General features: G+C 45.6%; 13 protein-coding genes. All 13 read left to right on the top strand.

Going from position 1 to position 17,904, the window contains the following annotated elements; genetic code table 11:
• The first annotated feature begins 28 nt into the window (after positions 1-28).
• The 13 genes from MHN00_RS20510 (at position 29) to MHN00_RS17905 (ending at position 17,603) form a co-directional block, all read left to right on the top strand.
• On the top strand, positions 29-2,929 hold the full coding sequence (locus MHN00_RS20510) for a methyl-accepting chemotaxis protein (RefSeq protein WP_061439158.1): 2,901 nt from the start codon (positions 29-31) through the stop codon (positions 2,927-2,929).
• Between the two features lie 3 nt (positions 2,930-2,932).
• Positions 2,933-3,763, top strand: coding sequence for a CheR family methyltransferase (locus MHN00_RS17965; RefSeq protein ID WP_061439160.1), 831 nt, complete (start codon positions 2,933-2,935; stop codon positions 3,761-3,763).
• Between the two features lie 14 nt (positions 3,764-3,777).
• A complete protein-coding gene (cheD, locus tag MHN00_RS17960; protein ID WP_061439163.1) occupies positions 3,778-4,407 on the top strand; it encodes a chemoreceptor glutamine deamidase CheD in 630 nt (209 codons plus the stop codon).
• Complete coding sequence (locus MHN00_RS17955) at positions 4,382-5,428, top strand: chemotaxis response regulator protein-glutamate methylesterase (RefSeq protein ID WP_061439165.1); 1,047 nt, start codon at positions 4,382-4,384, stop codon at positions 5,426-5,428. Before cheD (MHN00_RS17960) ends, MHN00_RS17955 begins: the two co-directional genes overlap by 26 nt.
• A gap of 201 nt (positions 5,429-5,629) precedes the next feature.
• Positions 5,630-6,841: a methyl-accepting chemotaxis protein gene (locus tag MHN00_RS17950; RefSeq protein ID WP_101563316.1), complete on the top strand. Its 1,212-nt coding sequence runs from the start codon at positions 5,630-5,632 to the stop codon at positions 6,839-6,841.
• Positions 6,842-6,907: 66 nt separating this feature from the next.
• Positions 6,908-7,273, top strand: coding sequence for a response regulator (locus MHN00_RS17945; protein ID WP_014947941.1), 366 nt, complete (start codon positions 6,908-6,910; stop codon positions 7,271-7,273).
• A 36-nt stretch (positions 7,274-7,309) separates the two neighbouring features.
• The gene (locus MHN00_RS17940; RefSeq protein WP_239302000.1) at positions 7,310-9,271 is read left to right on the top strand and encodes a chemotaxis protein CheW; all 1,962 of its coding nucleotides are present in this window, start codon (positions 7,310-7,312) and stop codon (positions 9,269-9,271) included.
• Complete coding sequence (locus MHN00_RS17935; protein ID WP_014947943.1) at positions 9,268-9,771, top strand: chemotaxis protein CheW; 504 nt, start codon at positions 9,268-9,270, stop codon at positions 9,769-9,771. The genes MHN00_RS17940 and MHN00_RS17935 overlap by 4 nt, the downstream gene beginning before the upstream one ends.
• Before the next feature lie 4 nt (positions 9,772-9,775).
• The gene (locus tag MHN00_RS17930) at positions 9,776-12,082 is read left to right on the top strand and encodes a methyl-accepting chemotaxis protein (protein WP_014947944.1); all 2,307 of its coding nucleotides are present in this window, start codon (positions 9,776-9,778) and stop codon (positions 12,080-12,082) included.
• Positions 12,083-12,185: 103 nt separating this feature from the next.
• Positions 12,186-15,095, top strand: a complete 2,910-nt coding sequence (locus MHN00_RS20505) for a methyl-accepting chemotaxis protein (RefSeq protein ID WP_014947945.1) — start codon at positions 12,186-12,188, stop codon at positions 15,093-15,095.
• Positions 15,095-15,928 carry a CheR family methyltransferase gene (locus tag MHN00_RS17915; protein WP_014947946.1) on the top strand — a complete coding sequence of 278 codons (834 nt, stop codon included), beginning with the start codon at positions 15,095-15,097 and terminating at the stop codon, positions 15,926-15,928. The genes MHN00_RS20505 and MHN00_RS17915 overlap by 1 nt, the downstream gene beginning before the upstream one ends.
• A gap of 8 nt (positions 15,929-15,936) precedes the next feature.
• Positions 15,937-16,554: a chemoreceptor glutamine deamidase CheD gene (gene cheD, locus MHN00_RS17910; protein WP_014947947.1), complete on the top strand. Its 618-nt coding sequence runs from the start codon at positions 15,937-15,939 to the stop codon at positions 16,552-16,554.
• Between the two features lie 2 nt (positions 16,555-16,556).
• Positions 16,557-17,603, top strand: a complete 1,047-nt coding sequence (locus tag MHN00_RS17905; protein WP_014947948.1) for a chemotaxis response regulator protein-glutamate methylesterase — start codon at positions 16,557-16,559, stop codon at positions 17,601-17,603.
• Positions 17,604-17,904: the final 301 nt, after the last annotated feature.

Below are 17,904 nucleotides of genomic sequence, written 5' to 3'. Positions count from 1 at the left end.
AAACACCTGACATTGGGAAATATTAGTTATGGGCGTATTTAATTTTCTGAACGGCGAAGAGTTAAAAATAGCGAAGCACGACTCGCTATTGAAGTCGAATATTCTAAAGGCCAGTGCCTCAAACTTGTTGGTTATCGACAAGTCGGGGGTTATTCACTACCACACTCCCGCATTCCTGCGAATGACAAAGGCCTACCCTAAGGACTTTACTGTCAACGATGGTGAGTCTTCACTATCAGGAAAGCACATAGACGACATTGCAAATGGGGCAAGCGCTTCAGAAAACCTGTCTTATTTACTTACCCATACTTCGGGCGATAAGCACCTCGTTTCTCTTGCTGAGCACGGCTTTTGTGTAAGTGCATCTACAATAACGATAGACGAGAATGGCACTCAGCTTTATGTCACTGAGTGGCAGGACAACACTGAAAATAAACGCAACAAAGGTATGGTCGATGCCATTATGCGAAGCCAGGCGGTGATATCGTTTACGAAAGACGGAGAAATCTTGTCGGTCAACGATAACTTTTTATCCGCAATGGGTTATAGCGAAAGTGAGGTGGTGGGAAAGCACCATCGCATTTTTGTCGACAGTGATTACGCTCAAAGCGAAGAATATCAGCAGTTTTGGAAAAAACTAAAAAGCGGCGACGTACACAGCGGCGAGTTTTGCAGAATTAACAAGCAAGGCGAAGAGGTGTGGATCCAAGCGACCTACAACCCAGTATTTGATGACAACGGTGACGTAGATTACATCATCAAGTTTGCCTCTGATATTACAGCGCAAAAACAAAGAAATGCCGATTACGAAGGACAGATTACTGCCATTAATAAGTCACAGGCCGTTATTGAGTTCGATCTAGAAGGTAATATTCTTAACGCCAACGAAAACTTCCTCGCCGCAATGGGTTACAGCCTGTCTGAAATTAAAGGTCAGCATCACAGCATGTTTGTTGACCCAAGCTATAAGTTAAGCGCTGAATATGCTGCTTTTTGGCAAAGCTTAAAAGCCGGAGAGCACAGTGAGGGTGAATATAAACGCATTGCAAAAGGTGGCAGGGAAATATGGATCCGCGCATCGTACAACCCCATTTTCGACAGCTCGGGTAAGCCATTTAAAGTCGTTAAATTTGCCACCGATGTAACGCAAGACAAGTTAAAAAATGCGTATTTCGAAGGACAAATTAACGCTATCAGTAAATCTCAGGCTGTGATCGAGTTTGATGTCGACGGCACTATCATTACTGCTAACGACAACTTCCTCAACACCATGGGCTACCGACTAGACGAAATCAAAGGTAAACATCACCAACTATTTGTGGATGAAGAAACCAGACAGTCAGAGTCGTACCAGCGTTTTTGGTCTGAACTTAAAGAAGGTAATTTCTTCTCAGGAGAATTTAAGCGCGTAAGCAAAGCAGGAAAAGCCGTTTGGATCCAAGCTTCTTACAACCCTATAGAAGACATGAATGGCAGCCCGTTTAGGGTGGTCAAATACGCGACTAACATTACCGAAGAGAAGTTGAAAAACGCCTACTTTGAAGGTCAGTTAAATGCCATTAGCAAGTCACAGGCTGTCATTGAGTTTGACCTTGAGGGGGTAATTTTAAACGCAAACAGCAACTTCTTAGCCGCGATGGGATATACCCTAGATGAAGTGAAAGGAAAGCATCACAGTATTTTTGTGGACCCTGCTTTCAAAAACAGCCCTGAATACGCAGCATTCTGGGAGCAATTGCGCCAAGGCGTTTATGCTAGCGGAGAATACAAGCGTTTCAACAAGTCAGGAAAACCAGTTTACATTCAAGCCTCTTACAACCCAATCCTAGACCAAAACGGCACGCCGTTTAGAGTCGTGAAATATGCCACGGACGTGACAGGAAGAACCTTAGCGGTAGAAAGCATTAAGTCTATTATGGCAAGTCTGACAGACGGTGATTTACTGAAAACGATAGAAGAGCCATTAGAAGGTGACTTCAAGGTGCTTGGCGAATCTATTAATCACTTTATTGGTGAACTGCGCGACACCATAGTGAAAATTCACACCGCTGTGGAAACCATCGATACGGCTTCAAATGAAATCGCCACCGGCAACGCCGATTTGTCTAGTCGTACCGAGCAGCAAGCGTCTAGCTTAGAAGAAACAGCGTCAGCCATGGAAGAGTTAACGGGCACAGTGAAGCTAAATGCAGAGAATGCCGATCAAGCAAAAGGCTTGGCAAGCCAGGCATCAGAAGTAGCATCAGAGGGCGGAAAGGTCATTGAACAAGTAGTGCATACCATGGGTGAAATTAACGACTCTGCCCAGCGTATATCTGACATCATCGGCGTTATTGATGGCATTGCTTTCCAAACGAACATACTCGCACTGAACGCAGCAGTTGAAGCTGCAAGAGCGGGCGAGCAAGGTCGCGGGTTTGCCGTTGTTGCCTCTGAGGTGAGAACGCTGGCACAGCGTTCTGCCGAGGCGGCAAAAGACATAAAGGCACTAATTTCTGCGTCGGTCGATAAAATTGGTGATGGCAACGTGTTGGTGAATAAGTCTGGGGAAACCATGGCCAACATCGTCACTGCAATTAAACGCGTTAACGACATTATGTCTGAAATTGCAGCGGCATCGTCTGAGCAAGCCACCGGAATACAGGAAGTGAGCAATGCGGTGGTTCAAATGGACGAAATGACTCAGCAAAATGCTGCGTTAGTTGAACAAGCAGCAGCGGCTGCAGACAGTATGAGACAGCAATCGGGTGAACTAGCCCAACGGGTGTCTGTGTTCAAAGTGGGAAGTAGTCGCAAGCCCACTCAGAATGCTGACATTCAGTCGCTAAACGGCAGCAAAGCATTACCTAAAGAGCGTGAAGTGCCCAAGCAGCGAATGAAAGCGCTGAATCCAGCGGCACCAGATGCGTCAGATTGGGAGGCGTTTTAGTGTATGACCGCTCTACAAAGCACGGATGCGCAAAGGGAATTTCCATATAGCCGAAGAGATTTTGAACGGGTAAAAGGCTTGCTGTTTAAACAAGCCGGAATTAACTTAGCTGATTCAAAAGATGCGATGGTATACAGCCGCCTTGCCAGGCGGCTGCGTGCACTAGAGATACACAGCTTTAAAGAGTACTTAGCGTATGTAGGAAGCTGTAAAGATGAAATGGAACACTTCATTAATGCGCTCACTACTAACCTCACGGCATTTTTCAGAGAGCCACATCACTTTGACGCACTCGCCAATTACCTGACAAAGCGACCTCAAACCAAGCGTATTTGGTGTGCCGCAAGCAGCACTGGCGAAGAGCCTTATAGTATTGCAATGACAGTGGCGTCGGTGTTTGGCACCTTTACTCCCAATGTACAAATACTTGCCACTGATATCGACAGTAAAGTACTGCAAAAGGCTCGGGAAGGAGTGTATGCCCAAAACAGTATCAGCCAGCTGTCTTACGATTATAAAACGCAATTTTTCTATAGGGGAAAAGGCGCACAAACCGGAAGAGTAAGAGTAGTGGATGAGCTGAGAAAAATGGTGCAGTTCGAACCACTAAATTTGATGTCGCCAAACTGGTGTGTAGATGCGCCAGTGGACGTGATTTTTTGCCGTAACGTCATGATTTATTTCGATCGACCCACGCAGCGCAAAATTTTAGCGCGAATGGTTAAAATGATGTGCAATGACGGGATGTATGTCGCAGGGCACTCTGAGAACTTCACGATGTATCCTGAACTGGTCGCTCCCATGGGGAAAACCATTTATCGGCCAGTCGTTTAAAAGGAATTTGCAGTATGAGTCAGGACGAAAACCCCATTCGATACTTTGATAACCGCCTTCAAAAAGAAGCCGTTAAACTATTGCCGGGTCAGTACTATGCCACTGCTTCAGACAAAGCGCTGGTAACCATTCTTGGTTCTTGCGTAGCAGCGTGTATTTTCGATCAAGAAAAGAAGATTGGCGGTATGAATCACTTTATGTTGCCCGACCTCAACTTCACCACCAATCTCGACGCTTGCCTAGCCACAAAGTACGGTGTACACGCGATGAACATGTTAATTGATCAGCTTGTGCACCTTGGCGCACGGCGAAATAAGTTGATGGCTAAAGCATTCGGGGGAGGAAAGGTGCTTCCTGGGTTTGTGCAGCAAGACATTGGACGAGTCAACGCTGAATTTGTCTTGGAGTATTTGGATGACGCGCACATACCGTTAATAAGTAGTGATTTAATGTCTACTTATGCTCGCAAAATTTATTACTTTCCTGCCGACGGTAATGTTTATATGAAGCGTATTCGCGAGTTTAACAATGCTACCCTCTACGAGCGCGAATCTACCCACCGGGTTCTACTTTCTGAACAAGCTAAGACGGGTGTAATCTCATTTTCGGAACAGTCACATGCCTATAAAAGTCCTCGTAGTTGATGACTCTGCGTTAATCCGCCAAATTCTTTCAGAAATAGTAACCCGTGATCCAGGTTTAACGCTTGTGGGTGCAGCGCCGGATGCTTATGCGGCGAAGCGAATGGTGCAAGAGTTTAGGCCAGACGTTATTACACTGGACATTGAAATGCCGAAGGTAGACGGGTTACGTTTTTTAGAAGTAATGATGAAGGCGATGCCGACCCCAGTTGTGATGATATCTACGCTGACTGAAAGAGGTGCCGACGCAACACTGCGTGCGCTCGAACTAGGCGCTGTGGATTTTATGGCAAAGCCAAAGCTCGGCGTAGCGCAAGGTATGGCTGAATATGCGGCGGTTATTGTTGAAAAGATAAAAGCAGCAGCGCATTCGAGGTTAGGCCAACCAACGCAAACACGCTGCACAAAACATGCTTCTATGCGCTACACAGGAACCGAAAAGTTAATTGGTATAGGCGCATCAACTGGGGGAACCGAAGCAATAAAAGACGTCATCATGCATTTTCCCCGCAATGCACCGGCCACCATTATTTCCCAACACATGCCTCCAGGGTTCACAACCACCTACGCCAAGCGGCTCGATAGCCTTTGTGAAATAACCGTGAGAGAAGCGCACGGAGGGGAGCGTTTATTGCCTGGATTTGCGTACTTGGCACCAGGTAATAAACATTTAAAAGTAGAGCGTAGCGGCGCTGACTATCGTTTAAGCCTTGATGATGGCCCTAAGGTATCAGGACACAAGCCCTCTGTTGATGTGATGTTTGACTCGCTGGCTGAGCATGCTGGCGCAAACGCGGTGGGTGTGCTGCTTACAGGCATGGGACGGGATGGAGCAAAAGGCCTTAAGAGTATGCACACAAAAGGCTCTGTTACGTTTTGTCAGGATGAAAAAACCTGCGTTGTTTACGGTATGCCTAAAGTGGCTGTAGAAATGAAAGCCGCTAGTTTTATCAAGCCGTTAGAAGATATCTCAGATGCAATTCTAGATACGCTAGAAGCATTGGGCGCGGGCTCGCGCCTTTAATCTTAAGGCAATGCCCACAGTGCTGAACTATTGGAGCTTTTTAGTCTAGCGCAATGTTGATGATTGGTTGTCGCAAATGTCACTAAAGTAATAAGTTAACAAAAATATTCAAAAGTATAATTGTTGAGGCTGGAAACTTGACCATAATTTGATTGTGTTTTGTACATCCGTTAACGCGGTAGTAACAATTGAGGTGGGATTGTGGTCGCCATTGCAGCAAATTATCTGGATAACTTTTTCTCTAATAAGAGCAACGCGTTTATTATCGCGTTTCTTATGATGTTGGCGAGTTGGAGTCTGGCTTTCACCTCGATAGCGCACTTGGGGCTTGCTATCAGCTCTGTTTGCGTTTTATTTTTGCTTTTCGTACTTCTCAAAGTGACAAAGGGTAATCAGGACTCTGCAGCCAATAGCACAAGCAGGCCATCACAAGATTTTTCATATTCAAACACAAACTCGTTAGCCAATGACTCTATGGATGTTGCTGTCTCTGAAGCAAGCAGCATATTGACGATCACCTCATCAAACCTGGCCGACATATTCTCAACACAAAATGACGCGGTTGCCACATTAAGCGACTCGTTTATTTCGCTACAAACCCTTCTAGGCCAACAAGAAACTAGCATCAATAATCTGCTGACAGATGATGACGACAGCGACTGTGCCTATGCCGATAAAATGCGGACATTTGCTTCTGATACTGACATCACACTAACGCAATTCATCGCCTCAACAACTGAAATGACCGAGTCTACAAGGGCGTTAGAAACCCAAGTACAAACCATTCAGCAGGCCATGCCTACTGTCATTGAGGCGTTAAGTGGTATTGATGATATTTCTTCTCAGACCAATCTTTTGGCGCTAAACGCTGCCATTGAAGCAGCGCGTGCTGGTGAAGCAGGACGCGGTTTTGCTGTTGTTGCCGATGAGGTCCGTGCGCTATCTACCCGCTCTACACAGTTTAGCGACGTTATAAAAACGCAAATAGAAAACATCAAATCGCTCATCGATAAACTAACGGAAACTGCAGAAGTGGTTGCTTCTCAGGACATTTCTCACGTGGTCAACGCGAAAGACGCCATTAGCGAGCAGCTAAAAGGCATTATCAAAAAAGCCGAAGCCGACATACAGGGCGCAAGTGAGCTTGAAGCTATTCGCCAACAACTTGCAGACTCAACTGCTGCCGCTATTCGCGGCTTACAATTCGGCGATATAAACGGTCAAAACCTTACCTACACCCGCGAGATTATTGATTTCATTGTGTTGCAGCTTTCAGAACTAAGCCCTGAGTCTGCGACAAAAGTGAAAGACAACCTAGCTAACTACCAGATTTCGTTGACGGAAAAAGGGCAAGCAGATCACAACCCTGTTTCGTCAACGTCAATGGACGCAGGTGACGTAGAACTTTTTTAACAGCAAGAATAAATAGTTACACAACGATGTGTGATTAACCCTGACATTTTTATAGGTGATTGAGTTATGAGCAAAAGCATACTGATTGTGGACGACTCTGTGTCCATCCGCCAGATGGTAGAAATGACCCTTAAGTCAGCGAACTACAACGTTACTACTGCACAAGACGGCCAAGATGCGCTGGACAAATGCCAAGGCGCGCGTTTTGACTTCGTGCTTACCGATCAAAACATGCCTCGCATGGACGGATTAACGCTTATCAAATCGCTCAGAGGTTTAGCGAACTTCAAGTCGACGCCAATTGTCATGCTGACCACTGAAGCCGGTGATGACATGAAAGCCAAAGGCAAAGCCGCGGGAGCAACCGGATGGATGGTGAAACCTTTCGACCCCAATAAGCTGCTCGATGTGATGAAGCGCGTTCTAGGTTAACAGAGTCGGTTTGAATAGGGTAAATGGGAGTCAGTCATGACCATTGATGTAAACCAATTTCACGGTGTGTTTTTTGACGAGAGTGATGAGCATCTCCAAGATATGGAGCAGTTGCTCATGACCTTGGATGTGGATGCGCCCGACCCCGAAGAGCTGAACAGTATCTTTAGAGCGGCGCACTCTATCAAAGGCGGCAGTGGGATTTTCGGGTTTGATGCACTAATGAATCTGACTCACGTAATGGAGAATTTGCTCGACAAAGCCCGAAACCAGGAAATTCAGGTTACGGCAGACATCGTCGACATATTTTTGCAAACCCTTGATGTATTGAAAGACACCTTATCTGCATATAAAGAACAAACAGATCTTCCCCAAGAACAAATTGATGCAAGCATAAAAGTCCTTGAAGATACCCTCGCAAGTGCGTCAGGACAAATGCCACAAAACGCAGAAGAAACATGTGATCAAACTGCTCAAGGTGAAGCTAATACAGACAACGAGATTGATGGATTTGGATTCTTTGATGAAGGCGAGACTGAATCTCAAGAAACCAATTTAGAAAGTTCTCAAAGTCAAAATACCTCAGATGACATTGAAGGCTTCGGACTTTTCGAAGATGAAGCAGCATCAGAAGAGACGCAGGCTAAAGGTGAAGCGAATACCAAGGTCGGCATAGCTGATGAGGGCTTTGGCTTTTTCGAACCCGACCCCCTTCCTGTAAAAACAGACGCTACTGAAACTTCTTCGCAACAAGTTACACCAAAACAACCTATTGTGAAGCCCGTTAAAACCAAGCCAAAAGCAGCGACGAAAGAGGCAGCATCAATTCGTGTCGATACCACCAAAATCGATGCGATGGTTAATCTGGTCGGCGAACTGGTGATTACTCAATCCATGCTTTCAAACGTGGGGCAGGAAGTTGAAGGGCAAGTCGGAGAGCGCCTCCAGCTTGCTATAGACGAGTTGCAGCGCAATACCCGTGAAATTCAAGAATCAGTCATGTCTATGCGCATGTTGCCGGTAAACATGACGTTTAATCGCTTCCCTCGTGTGGTACGTGATTTGTCTTCGAAGCTAGGCAAAAAAGTGGATTTGGTGATTCAAGGTGGCAACACCGAAATAGATAAGAGCCTAATCGAAAAACTGGTCGACCCGCTTACGCATTTAGTAAGGAACAGTATCGATCACGGTATAGAAAGTCCTGAAAAACGCCTTGAAGCTGGCAAAGCCGAAAACGGCACAGTTATCTTAAGTGCAGAGCAGAAAGGTAGCAGTATCATCATTGGTATTATCGACGATGGAGCCGGTTTAAACAAAGCACGCATTGTAGAGAAAGCCACACAAAACGGCCTCACGGTTACGCCAGATATGCCCGACAGTGAAATTTGGCAGCTTATCTTTCAAGCGGGCTTTTCGACTGCTGCAGAAGTTACTGATGTGTCGGGCAGAGGTGTCGGCATGGATGTGGTTCGCAGAAACATCGAGTCTATTGGCGGGCGCATTGAAATTGAATCATCGCAGGGTGAGGGCTCTGCGTTTTATATTCACTTACCACTCACGCTCGCTATCGTAGACGGCATGTGTGTATCGGTTGGCGATCAAATTTTCGTTATCCCACTACTTAACGTTATCGAATCATTTCAACCCACATCATCTCAAGTGAAAACCCTTGGCAATGACAAAGTACTGTGGATTAGAGACCAGTACTGGCCGCTGGTGTCACTTACTCAACTTATGCAGGTAGACGACGGCATCACTGAGCCAACCAAAGGCATCGTCGTGCTACTAGAAAGCAGTAAGAAGCGCTATGGCGTGCTGGTGGATTCGCTTGTGGGTCAACAACAAGTCGTAATTAAGAGCCTTGAGCAACATTACAAAAAAGTAGCAGGGATCGCAGGTGCAACCATTATGGGGGATGGCAAGGTAGCCATGATTTTGGATGCAGACTCGGTGGCTACTAACTGTACAAATGTTCCAAATGAAGAGGTTTCACTATGAGCGAAGCAGCCTTACAACAAGCCGTTAGCGCATCGAAAGAGAACGAGTTCTTAAGTTTTGTCTTGGGCGAGGAGCACTATGCCCTTGATATCACAACCGTGAAGGAAATTCGTGGTTACGAACAGGTTACCAAAATTGCCAATGCGCCAAACTTCATTAAAGGCGTGATAAACCTTCGTGGCGACATTGTACCTATCGTCGACTTACGCATTAAGTTCAACGTAGGTGAAGCCACTTATAACGATTTTACTATCGTCATTATGCTTAACGTTCACGAGCGGATCGTTGGCATTGTGGTAGATGGCGTGTCTGACGTCATTCGCCTTTCCGAAGAAGACATGCTGCCGCCACCAGAGTTCGGTGTGGCGTTCGATAGCAAGTACCTTCACGGACTGGCCGATGTCGATGAGCACATGGTTATTTTAGTCAATATTGAAAGCTTAATTACAAGTAACGAATTGGGTTTAGTTGAAACAAAAGCACAAGTGGTTGAGGGCTGAGAAAATGGGAATTATGACGTGGTTAGAAGACTTCACAAAAGCAACGGACGTTAACCAAGCATTAAGAAACAAACAGGCACTTGATGCTACAACCTGTTGCATCATGATGGCCGACGCTGACAGAAATATTATCTATGCTAATCAGTCTGTAAAGTCGCTGCTCAAAGAAAACGAGAAGAAACTTCAGGCTGTCCTCCCCAGTTTTTCTGCTGACAACTTGGAAGGTCAAAACATCGACCAGTTTCATCGTAATCCTTCGCATCAGCGCAATATCCTTGCTGAATTGAAATCGACAATGACCTCTACGATTAGCATTGGCGACTTAAACTTCAAACTCACCCTTACGCCGTTTTTTGACCAAGAGAATAACAATATAGGCACCATGGTTGAGTGGGTTGATCAGTCAGAATTACTCATCAAAAGCACAATGCTAAACGTATTGAATAATGCCCAGGCTGTTATCGAATTTAACGCCGATGGTGTTATCCAAAATGCGAACGACAATTTCCTTAATGCGCTTGGCTACAGCCTCAATGAAATTGTTGGCAACCATCACAAAATGTTCTGTGACGCACAATACATTCGCTCAGAAGAGTACGCCCAATTTTGGCGCGACCTCAAAGAGGGCAAGTCACAAAACGGCGAGTTTTGTCGATTCGACAAAATGGGGAAAGAGATTTGGATCCAAGCCACCTACAACCCGGTTTTCGATGGCGAAGGTAAAGTTATTCGCGTTGTGAAATTCGCCACCGACATCACTGCATCTAAGTTACGCAATGCCTATTTCGAAGGACAAATAGACGCAATAAACAAAGCGCAGGCCGTTATTGAATTTGACCTTGAGGGCAAAATTTTAAACGCCAACGAGAATTTCACAAACACGGTTGGCTACAGCCTAGATGAAATTAAAGGCAAGCATCACAGTATGTTTGTGGAAGATGAGTATAAGCGCAGTGTTGAGTACAGTCAGTTTTGGGAACAGTTGCGCCAAGGCGTGCAGTTCACTGACGAATTTAAGCGCGTGGGCAAAGGTGGGAAAGAAGTTTGGATCCAAGCGTCTTATAACCCTATTTTGGATCAAAACGGTAGACCTCACCGTGTGGTGAAATATGCCATTGATATTACTGGTAGAAAACAGGCCATTAGCGATATCAAAACCGCCATGAATGAATTGGTTCAGGGTAATTTAGATTGCCGCATTGAGCATGAGTTCGAGGGTGAATTCAAAGAGCTTGGCACGTCAATAAACCGCTTTATCGACGATATGCGTCGCATTATCGGTTCTATCAGTGATGTGATGACCCGCTTATCTGGCGGTGATTTAACGGCGGAGCTTGATGAACAGTTCGAGGGAGAGTTCCAAGTACTAGGCGATGCTATCAATCAATTCGTTAGTGAAATGTCTGGCACTATCGGTTCAATTTACCAAGCAGTAGAGACAATCAATACGGCCTCGTCTGAAATTGCCACGGGGAATTCAGACCTATCAAGTCGTACCGAACAGCAGGCGTCTAGTCTTGAAGAAACGGCGTCGAGCATGGAAGAGCTTACCGGTACCGTCAAGCTCAACGCTGAAAATGCGGAACAAGCCAATAGCTTAGCGTCTCAGAGCTGTGAAATCGCGTCGCGGGGCGGTGAGCTAATCCGTCAGGTTGTGGACACCATGTCGTCTATCAACGAGTCTGCGCAGGAAATTTCAGACATCATCGGCGTAATCGACGGCATCGCATTCCAAACTAATATTCTGGCATTAAACGCTGCCGTAGAAGCTGCACGAGCAGGTGAGCAGGGCCGTGGCTTTGCGGTAGTTGCGTCAGAGGTACGAAGCCTGGCTCAGCGTTCTGCCGAAGCAGCAAAAGAAATCAAAGAGCTTATATCAGACTCGGTAAGCAAGATTGATGGCGGTAACAAACTCGTCAATCAGTCAGGCGACACCATGGAAGAAGTGGTGACTTCCATTAAGCGAGTTAACGACATTATGTCGGAAATTGCAGCGGCGAGTTCTGAGCAAGCTTCTGGAATTGAAGAGGTAAGTAAAGCCGTTGTGCAAATGGATGAAATGACGCAACAAAATGCAGCGCTGGTGGAAGAGGCTGCGGCTGCCGCAGAAAGTTTGCAGCAGCAAGCGGGAAGTTTATCTGAACGCGTATCAGCATTTAACATCGGTGATAAAGCGACGGTCAGTGAAGAAAAGCCAATAAAGGTTGCATCAGTAAACAAGAATAAACACGTTGCACCGGTTACAGCAATTAAAACGCAAAAGAAACTGGCTCCAAAAGTACCAAGCAGTGACGATTGGGAGTCGTTCTAAAAAAGCGAAGGCGAATTCTTGAAAAGGAATTCGCCTTTTTTATTACACGGCATTTAGTTTGACGCTTTTAGAACAGAGCGTCGCAAATCAGGTGGATGGAATAATGGGCGTATTTAATATATTTCATAATGAAGAGTTAGTAGCGGCACAAAGTCTTTCACGCTTTCAAGAGCAAGCGCTAAGCGAAAGTACCGCATGTTTGATGTTGGTCGATGCCGAGGGAACGATCACCTTCGCCAACAAAGCATTTTATGCTTTAGCCAACGAGCATCAAACGCAGTTCGAGCGTGCTTTACCAGGCATTAATTTTCAAGGCCTGACGGGCTCTACTATGGCCGCGTTTTTCGCCAACAATAGCGACCTGAATTTGCGTTACAAAAGCTGTGATAGCAGCGATACCTTTTTACTGCCTGTGGGCGACTTACTCTTTACCCTTAAGTTATCTACCATTAAAAGCGTTGAAGGCGACAAGCTCGGCACCATGGTGGAATGGCTTAATGATCAGGAGCTGCAATATAAAACAGGTTTACTGGCAGGGTTAGATCGTTGCCAAGCCATTATTTCCTTTACGCCGGAGGGAATAGTAGAAGACGCCAATGAAAACTTTTTGAAGGTTACAGGCTATTCGAAAGAAGACATTGTTGGTAAGCATCATCGCCTTTTTGTATTGCCAGACTACGGCGTGTCTGAAGAATATAAATCATTCTGGGAATCGCTGCGAAACGGTGAGCACAGCAGCGGTGAATATTGCCGCGTAGCGAAAAACGGCGACAAAGTATGGATTCAAGCCTCTTACAACCCTATCTATGACAAGCTCGGAAATATTGTTCGTGTAGTAAAATTTGCTACCGATGTAACGGAGCAAAAACGCAAAAATGCAGACTACGAAGGCCAAATAAATGCCATCGACAAGTCCCTTGCTGTGATTGAGTTCGACCTTGAAGGCGTTATTCAAAACGCCAACGCAAACTTCTGCGCAACAACGGGATATGAGCTGAACGAAATCAAAGGTCAGCATCATAGTATGTTTGTTGAACCCAACTATAAAATGAGCCCTGAGTATGCAGCGTTCTGGCGTGACTTAAAGAAAGGTGACTTTAAGTCAGGCGAATTCAAACGGGTAAAAAAAGATGGCAGTGAGCTTTGGATCCAAGCGTCTTATAACCCTATTTTTGACGAGTTCGGCCAGCCAATAAAAGTGGTGAAATATGCCTCTGATGTGACTGAACAAAAGCTACAAAACGCGTTTAACACAGGGCAAATAGACGCAATAAGTAAATCACAAGCGGTGATCGAGTTTGATACAAAGGGCAATATTCTCGTCGCCAACGATAACTTTCTGGCAACGGTTGGCTATTCCCTAGATGAAATTGAGGGCAAACACCACCGCATTTTTGTCACTAAACAAGAGCGAGAATCTGAACAGTACCAATCGTTTTGGAAAAAACTGGCAGAAGGCCAATTTTACTCGGGTGAATTTCACAGAATTGCGAAAGACGGCTCAGATATTTGGATTCAAGCGACCTACAATCCTATTTTAGACATGAGTGGGAATGTAGTTAAAGTGGTGAAGTACGCCAGTAATATCACCGAACAGAAAGTTAAAAATGCCTACTTTGAAGGGCAGTTAGCTGCAATAGGAAAGTCTCAGGCCGTCATAGAGTTCAATATGGATGGCATTATTCAGCATGCCAATGAAAACTTTCTAACTACGGTGGGCTACACCTTAGATGAAATCAAAGGTAAGCATCACAGCATGTTCGTCGACCCTGCTCACCGAGCTAGCCCTGAATACGCGGCGTTTTGGGATGCGCTACGCAGCGGCACTTTTTCTTCAGGTGAATATCGTCGATTGGGTAAAAACGGCAAAGAGATATTTATTCAAGCCACGTATAACCCTATTTTAGACCACAACGGTAAGCCTTTCCGTGTAGTTAAGTTTGCTACCGATATTACGGGTAGAACCCAAGCTGTTGATGAAATTAAACACGTAATGACCAAGCTGACTGAGGGCGACTTAACGGTCAACATTGAACATGCTTTAGACGGTGACTTTGCTGTATTGGGCGAGGCCATTAATCAGTTCATCAACGAAATGCGAGGCACCATCACAAGTATTAACGAAGCAGTAGAAACCATTAATGTGGCGTCGGGTGAGATTGCAACGGGCAATGCTGACTTATCAAGCCGCACCGAGCAGCAGGCATCCAGTCTGGAAGAAACTGCATCGAGTATGGAAGAGCTAACGGGAACCGTAAAACTCAACGCAGAGAATGCAGAGCAAGCGAATGGCCTAGCCGCACAGGCGAGTAAAATTGCTTCAGAAGGGGGGCAGGTTATAGGTGAAGTGGTGAAAACCATGACCCAAATCAACGACTCGGCACAAGAGATCTCTGACATTATTGGTGTTATAGACGGCATCGCTTTTCAAACTAATATTCTTGCTTTAAACGCAGCCGTTGAAGCTGCTCGCGCGGGCGAACAGGGGCGAGGCTTTGCGGTAGTTGCTTCAGAGGTAAGAAACTTAGCTCAGCGCTCAGCCGAAGCAGCGAAAGACATCAAAGAACTGATTTCTGACTCTGTAACCAAAATAGCCAGCGGTAACGAGCTGGTTGTGAAATCGGGTGACACCATGGCTGAGGTAGTAACTTCCATTAAGCGCGTAAACGACATTATGTCTGAAATTGCCGCTGCGTCTGCCGAGCAAGCGGCGGGCATTGAAGAGGTGAGCAAAGCGGTCATTCAAATGGATGAAATGACCCAACAAAATGCAGCACTGGTAGAAGAGGCTGCCGCCGCCGCGGACAGTTTGAAGCAGCAGTCGTTGCAACTTAATGAACGGGTATCGGTATTTGAAGTTGGAAAGGGCTTGTCAATGGAGCAAAAGCACATCGCTGCGCTCTCTCACACCGACTTCAAGCAGCCACGCGTAGCCTCAGTGATTAACAACGCGCCTCAAGCACAAGCACTGAAACCCGCACTGCCTGATGAAGCCGAGTGGGAGTCGTTCTAATGACAACGGTTCTTTCATCACGCGATAGCACTCGGGAGTTCGCCTTTGAAAAGGCGGACTTCCACAAAGTGCAAAACATGCTTTTCAAAAAAGCAGGTATAAAGTTGTCAGACGCTAAAGAAGCGATGGTATACAGCAGATTGGCTCGGCGTATCAGAGCCCTTCAGCTCACAAGCTTTAACGATTATCTAGGCGTAGTTGATAAGTCTGAACCTGAGCTAGAGCAGTTCATCAATGCATTGACGACCAATCTTACGTCGTTTTTTCGCGAGCCACACCACTTCACTGCACTGGCCGAGCACTTAAAACAACATCCAGAAGTAACCACTATCTGGTGTGCTGCCAGCTCCACCGGAGAAGAGCCTTACTCTATTGCCATGGTCGTCGCAGAGGCGTTTGGAAGCTTCAAAACGCCTGTGAAAATCATTGCATCAGACATAGACAGTAAGGTACTGCAAAAAGCCAAAGCGGGTATTTATCCTTTAGCATCGATCGCGAAAATACCCGTCCAAAGACAAAAACAATTCTTCCATAAAGGTAAAGGTGCAAACGAGGGAAAAGTGAAAGTAGTGGATGAGCTAAGACATATGGTGCAGTTCAAAAAACTCAATCTTACCGATGCAAAGTGGGATGTAAAAGGTCCACTCGATATCATTTTTTGTCGAAACGTAATGATTTACTTCGACAAGCCCACGCAATTAAACGTGTTACAAAGAATGGTGGGTATGTTAAAGCCTGCAGGACTTTATATGGCAGGGCATTCTGAAAACTTCAATATGTGTACTAATCTTGTGAGACCGGTAGGTAAAACTATATATCGCCCGGTTCATTAGGAGCACGTGTGGAATCTTGTAATTTCGAAGTACCTATTAGCTATTACGACAAACGTTTTTCTATCGACGCAGTAAAGCTATTACCTGGACAATACTTCGTAACAACACAAGATAAAATGTTGGTTACGGTATTGGGCTCGTGTGTGGCGGCATGTTTATACGACCCTGAAACGGGCATTGGCGGCATGAATCACTTTATGTTGCCTACAGTAAATAAAACTGCCAGTGAGTTCGAAAAAACACAAGGTATGGCTGCCAAATACGGCGTGCATGCCATGGAAATTCTTATCAACGACTTAGTGAAAGCCGGTGCCAATAAAGCCCGAATAAAAGCAAAAGTGTTTGGTGGTGGAAAAGTGGTGCCGTCCTTCGTGCAGCACGATGTTGGGAAGTTCAACGCAGAATTCGTAACAGACTTTTTAAGCACGGAAGGCATACCGATATTGGCCAGTGACTTATGTGATGTTTACGCGCGCAAGGTTTACTTTTTTCCAAGCAACGGCAATGTCTTTATGAAGCGAATTCACGAGCTTAATAACGCCACTATTATTGAAAGAGAAAGTCAGCATCGGTGGGAACTGTCTAGACGTGCACCTACTGGTAGCGTAGATATCTTCGAGGACTAACAATGACGATAAAAGTTTTGGTGGTAGATGACTCGGCACTGATCCGGCAAATTCTAAGTGAAATTATAAAAAGTGAGCCAGACATGGCATTAGTGGGTGCTGCTCCCGATGCTTTCGTGGCAAAAAAGCTGGTTCTAGAAAAGTCGCCAGATGTTATTACGCTTGATATAGAAATGCCTAAAGTGGACGGATTACGCTTTCTAGAAGTGCTGATGAATGCGAGGCCAACGCCCGTAGTCATGATTTCTACGCTAACTGAAAAAGGCGCTGATGCCACGCTGAGGTCCTTGGAGTTAGGAGCTATCGACTTTGTTGCAAAGCCCAAAATAGGTGTGGCGCAAGGCATGGCAGACTATCACCAGTTGATTGTTGAGAAAATACGTACAGCTGCGCGCTCTAAAGTGAAAAAATCAGCGCCTTCGAAAGTGTCTACCGTGAGCAAAGTCAATTATTCGGGTACTGAGAAAATCATTGCAATTGGTGCCTCGACCGGTGGGACAGAAGCCATAAAAGAGGTGTTACGCACCTTTCCGGCGAACGCTCCTGCCACCGTGATCACACAACACATGCCAGCAGGGTTTACTTCGACTTACGCTAAACGACTAGATGCCGTGTGCCAAATGCAGGTCAAAGAAGCGAAAGGCGGAGAACGTTTACTACCAGGCCAAGCCTACCTTGCACCTGGCGATAAACACATGGAAATTGAAAGAAGCGGGGCTGATTACCGGATTAGATTGACCGATGGCGCGCGCGTATCGGGTCACAAGCCCTCGGTGGATGTGTTATTTAATTCTATCTGTAAAAGTGCTGGTAGCAATGCGTTAGGCGTTTTACTTACGGGCATGGGTAGCGACGGCGCAAGCGGCCTTCACGAAATGTTTAACGCGGGCTGCGAAACATTTTGTCAGGACGAAGCTAGTTGTATAGTTTTTGGTATGCCCAAAGTAGCCATAGAAAAGGGCGCCGCTAAGCGCGTAATAAGCCTAGATGATATGGGCAGAAGTGTTATGCAAACCGTAGAAAAGCTCTCGGCAGGTAGTCGCTTGTAAGTATAGTGAGTAAATACTTACAGAATGCAATTTCTGTCCTAAAACCTGTAAAAGGATTGTTATAACTTTTCTTGTTCCAGAAAAGCTAAGGTGTTTTAATAGCAACGCTTAATAGTGAGTAATGCTGCTGCAGAATGCTGTTGCTGTAGCCGATACTATGGATAGGCTCACTATTTAGTGCGTAAAAATATAAAAATCGATACGTAAGTGGAATGGTAAGGTAAATCATTGTCGACATAATAATATAAAAGACAATGGCTTATGTGCGTTAGCAAGAACAAGGTAGGCAAAGTTTTATTAC

It is taken from the genome of Alteromonas sp. Cnat2-8 (genome assembly GCF_022348355.1).
Lineage (GTDB): Bacteria > Pseudomonadota > Gammaproteobacteria > Enterobacterales > Alteromonadaceae > Alteromonas > Alteromonas macleodii.
This window is presented reverse-complemented; position numbering and strand designations above follow the sequence as displayed.

Coding starts and splice junctions, on each gene's coding strand:
- MHN00_RS20510 (WP_061439158.1), top strand. CDS start 29: ATGGGCGTATTTAATTTTCTGAACGGCGAAGAGTTAAAAATAGCGAAG.
- MHN00_RS17915 (WP_014947946.1), top strand. CDS start 15,095: ATGACAACGGTTCTTTCATCACGCGATAGCACTCGGGAGTTCGCCTTT.
- MHN00_RS17955 (WP_061439165.1), top strand. CDS start 4,382: ATGCCTATAAAAGTCCTCGTAGTTGATGACTCTGCGTTAATCCGCCAA.
- MHN00_RS17935 (WP_014947943.1), top strand. CDS start 9,268: ATGAGCGAAGCAGCCTTACAACAAGCCGTTAGCGCATCGAAAGAGAAC.
- MHN00_RS17905 (WP_014947948.1), top strand. CDS start 16,557: ATGACGATAAAAGTTTTGGTGGTAGATGACTCGGCACTGATCCGGCAA.
- MHN00_RS17930 (WP_014947944.1), top strand. CDS start 9,776: ATGGGAATTATGACGTGGTTAGAAGACTTCACAAAAGCAACGGACGTT.
- cheD (WP_061439163.1), top strand. CDS start 3,778: ATGAGTCAGGACGAAAACCCCATTCGATACTTTGATAACCGCCTTCAA.
- MHN00_RS17965 (WP_061439160.1), top strand. CDS start 2,933: ATGACCGCTCTACAAAGCACGGATGCGCAAAGGGAATTTCCATATAGC.
- MHN00_RS17945 (WP_014947941.1), top strand. CDS start 6,908: ATGAGCAAAAGCATACTGATTGTGGACGACTCTGTGTCCATCCGCCAG.
- MHN00_RS20505 (WP_014947945.1), top strand. CDS start 12,186: ATGGGCGTATTTAATATATTTCATAATGAAGAGTTAGTAGCGGCACAA.
- MHN00_RS17940 (WP_239302000.1), top strand. CDS start 7,310: ATGACCATTGATGTAAACCAATTTCACGGTGTGTTTTTTGACGAGAGT.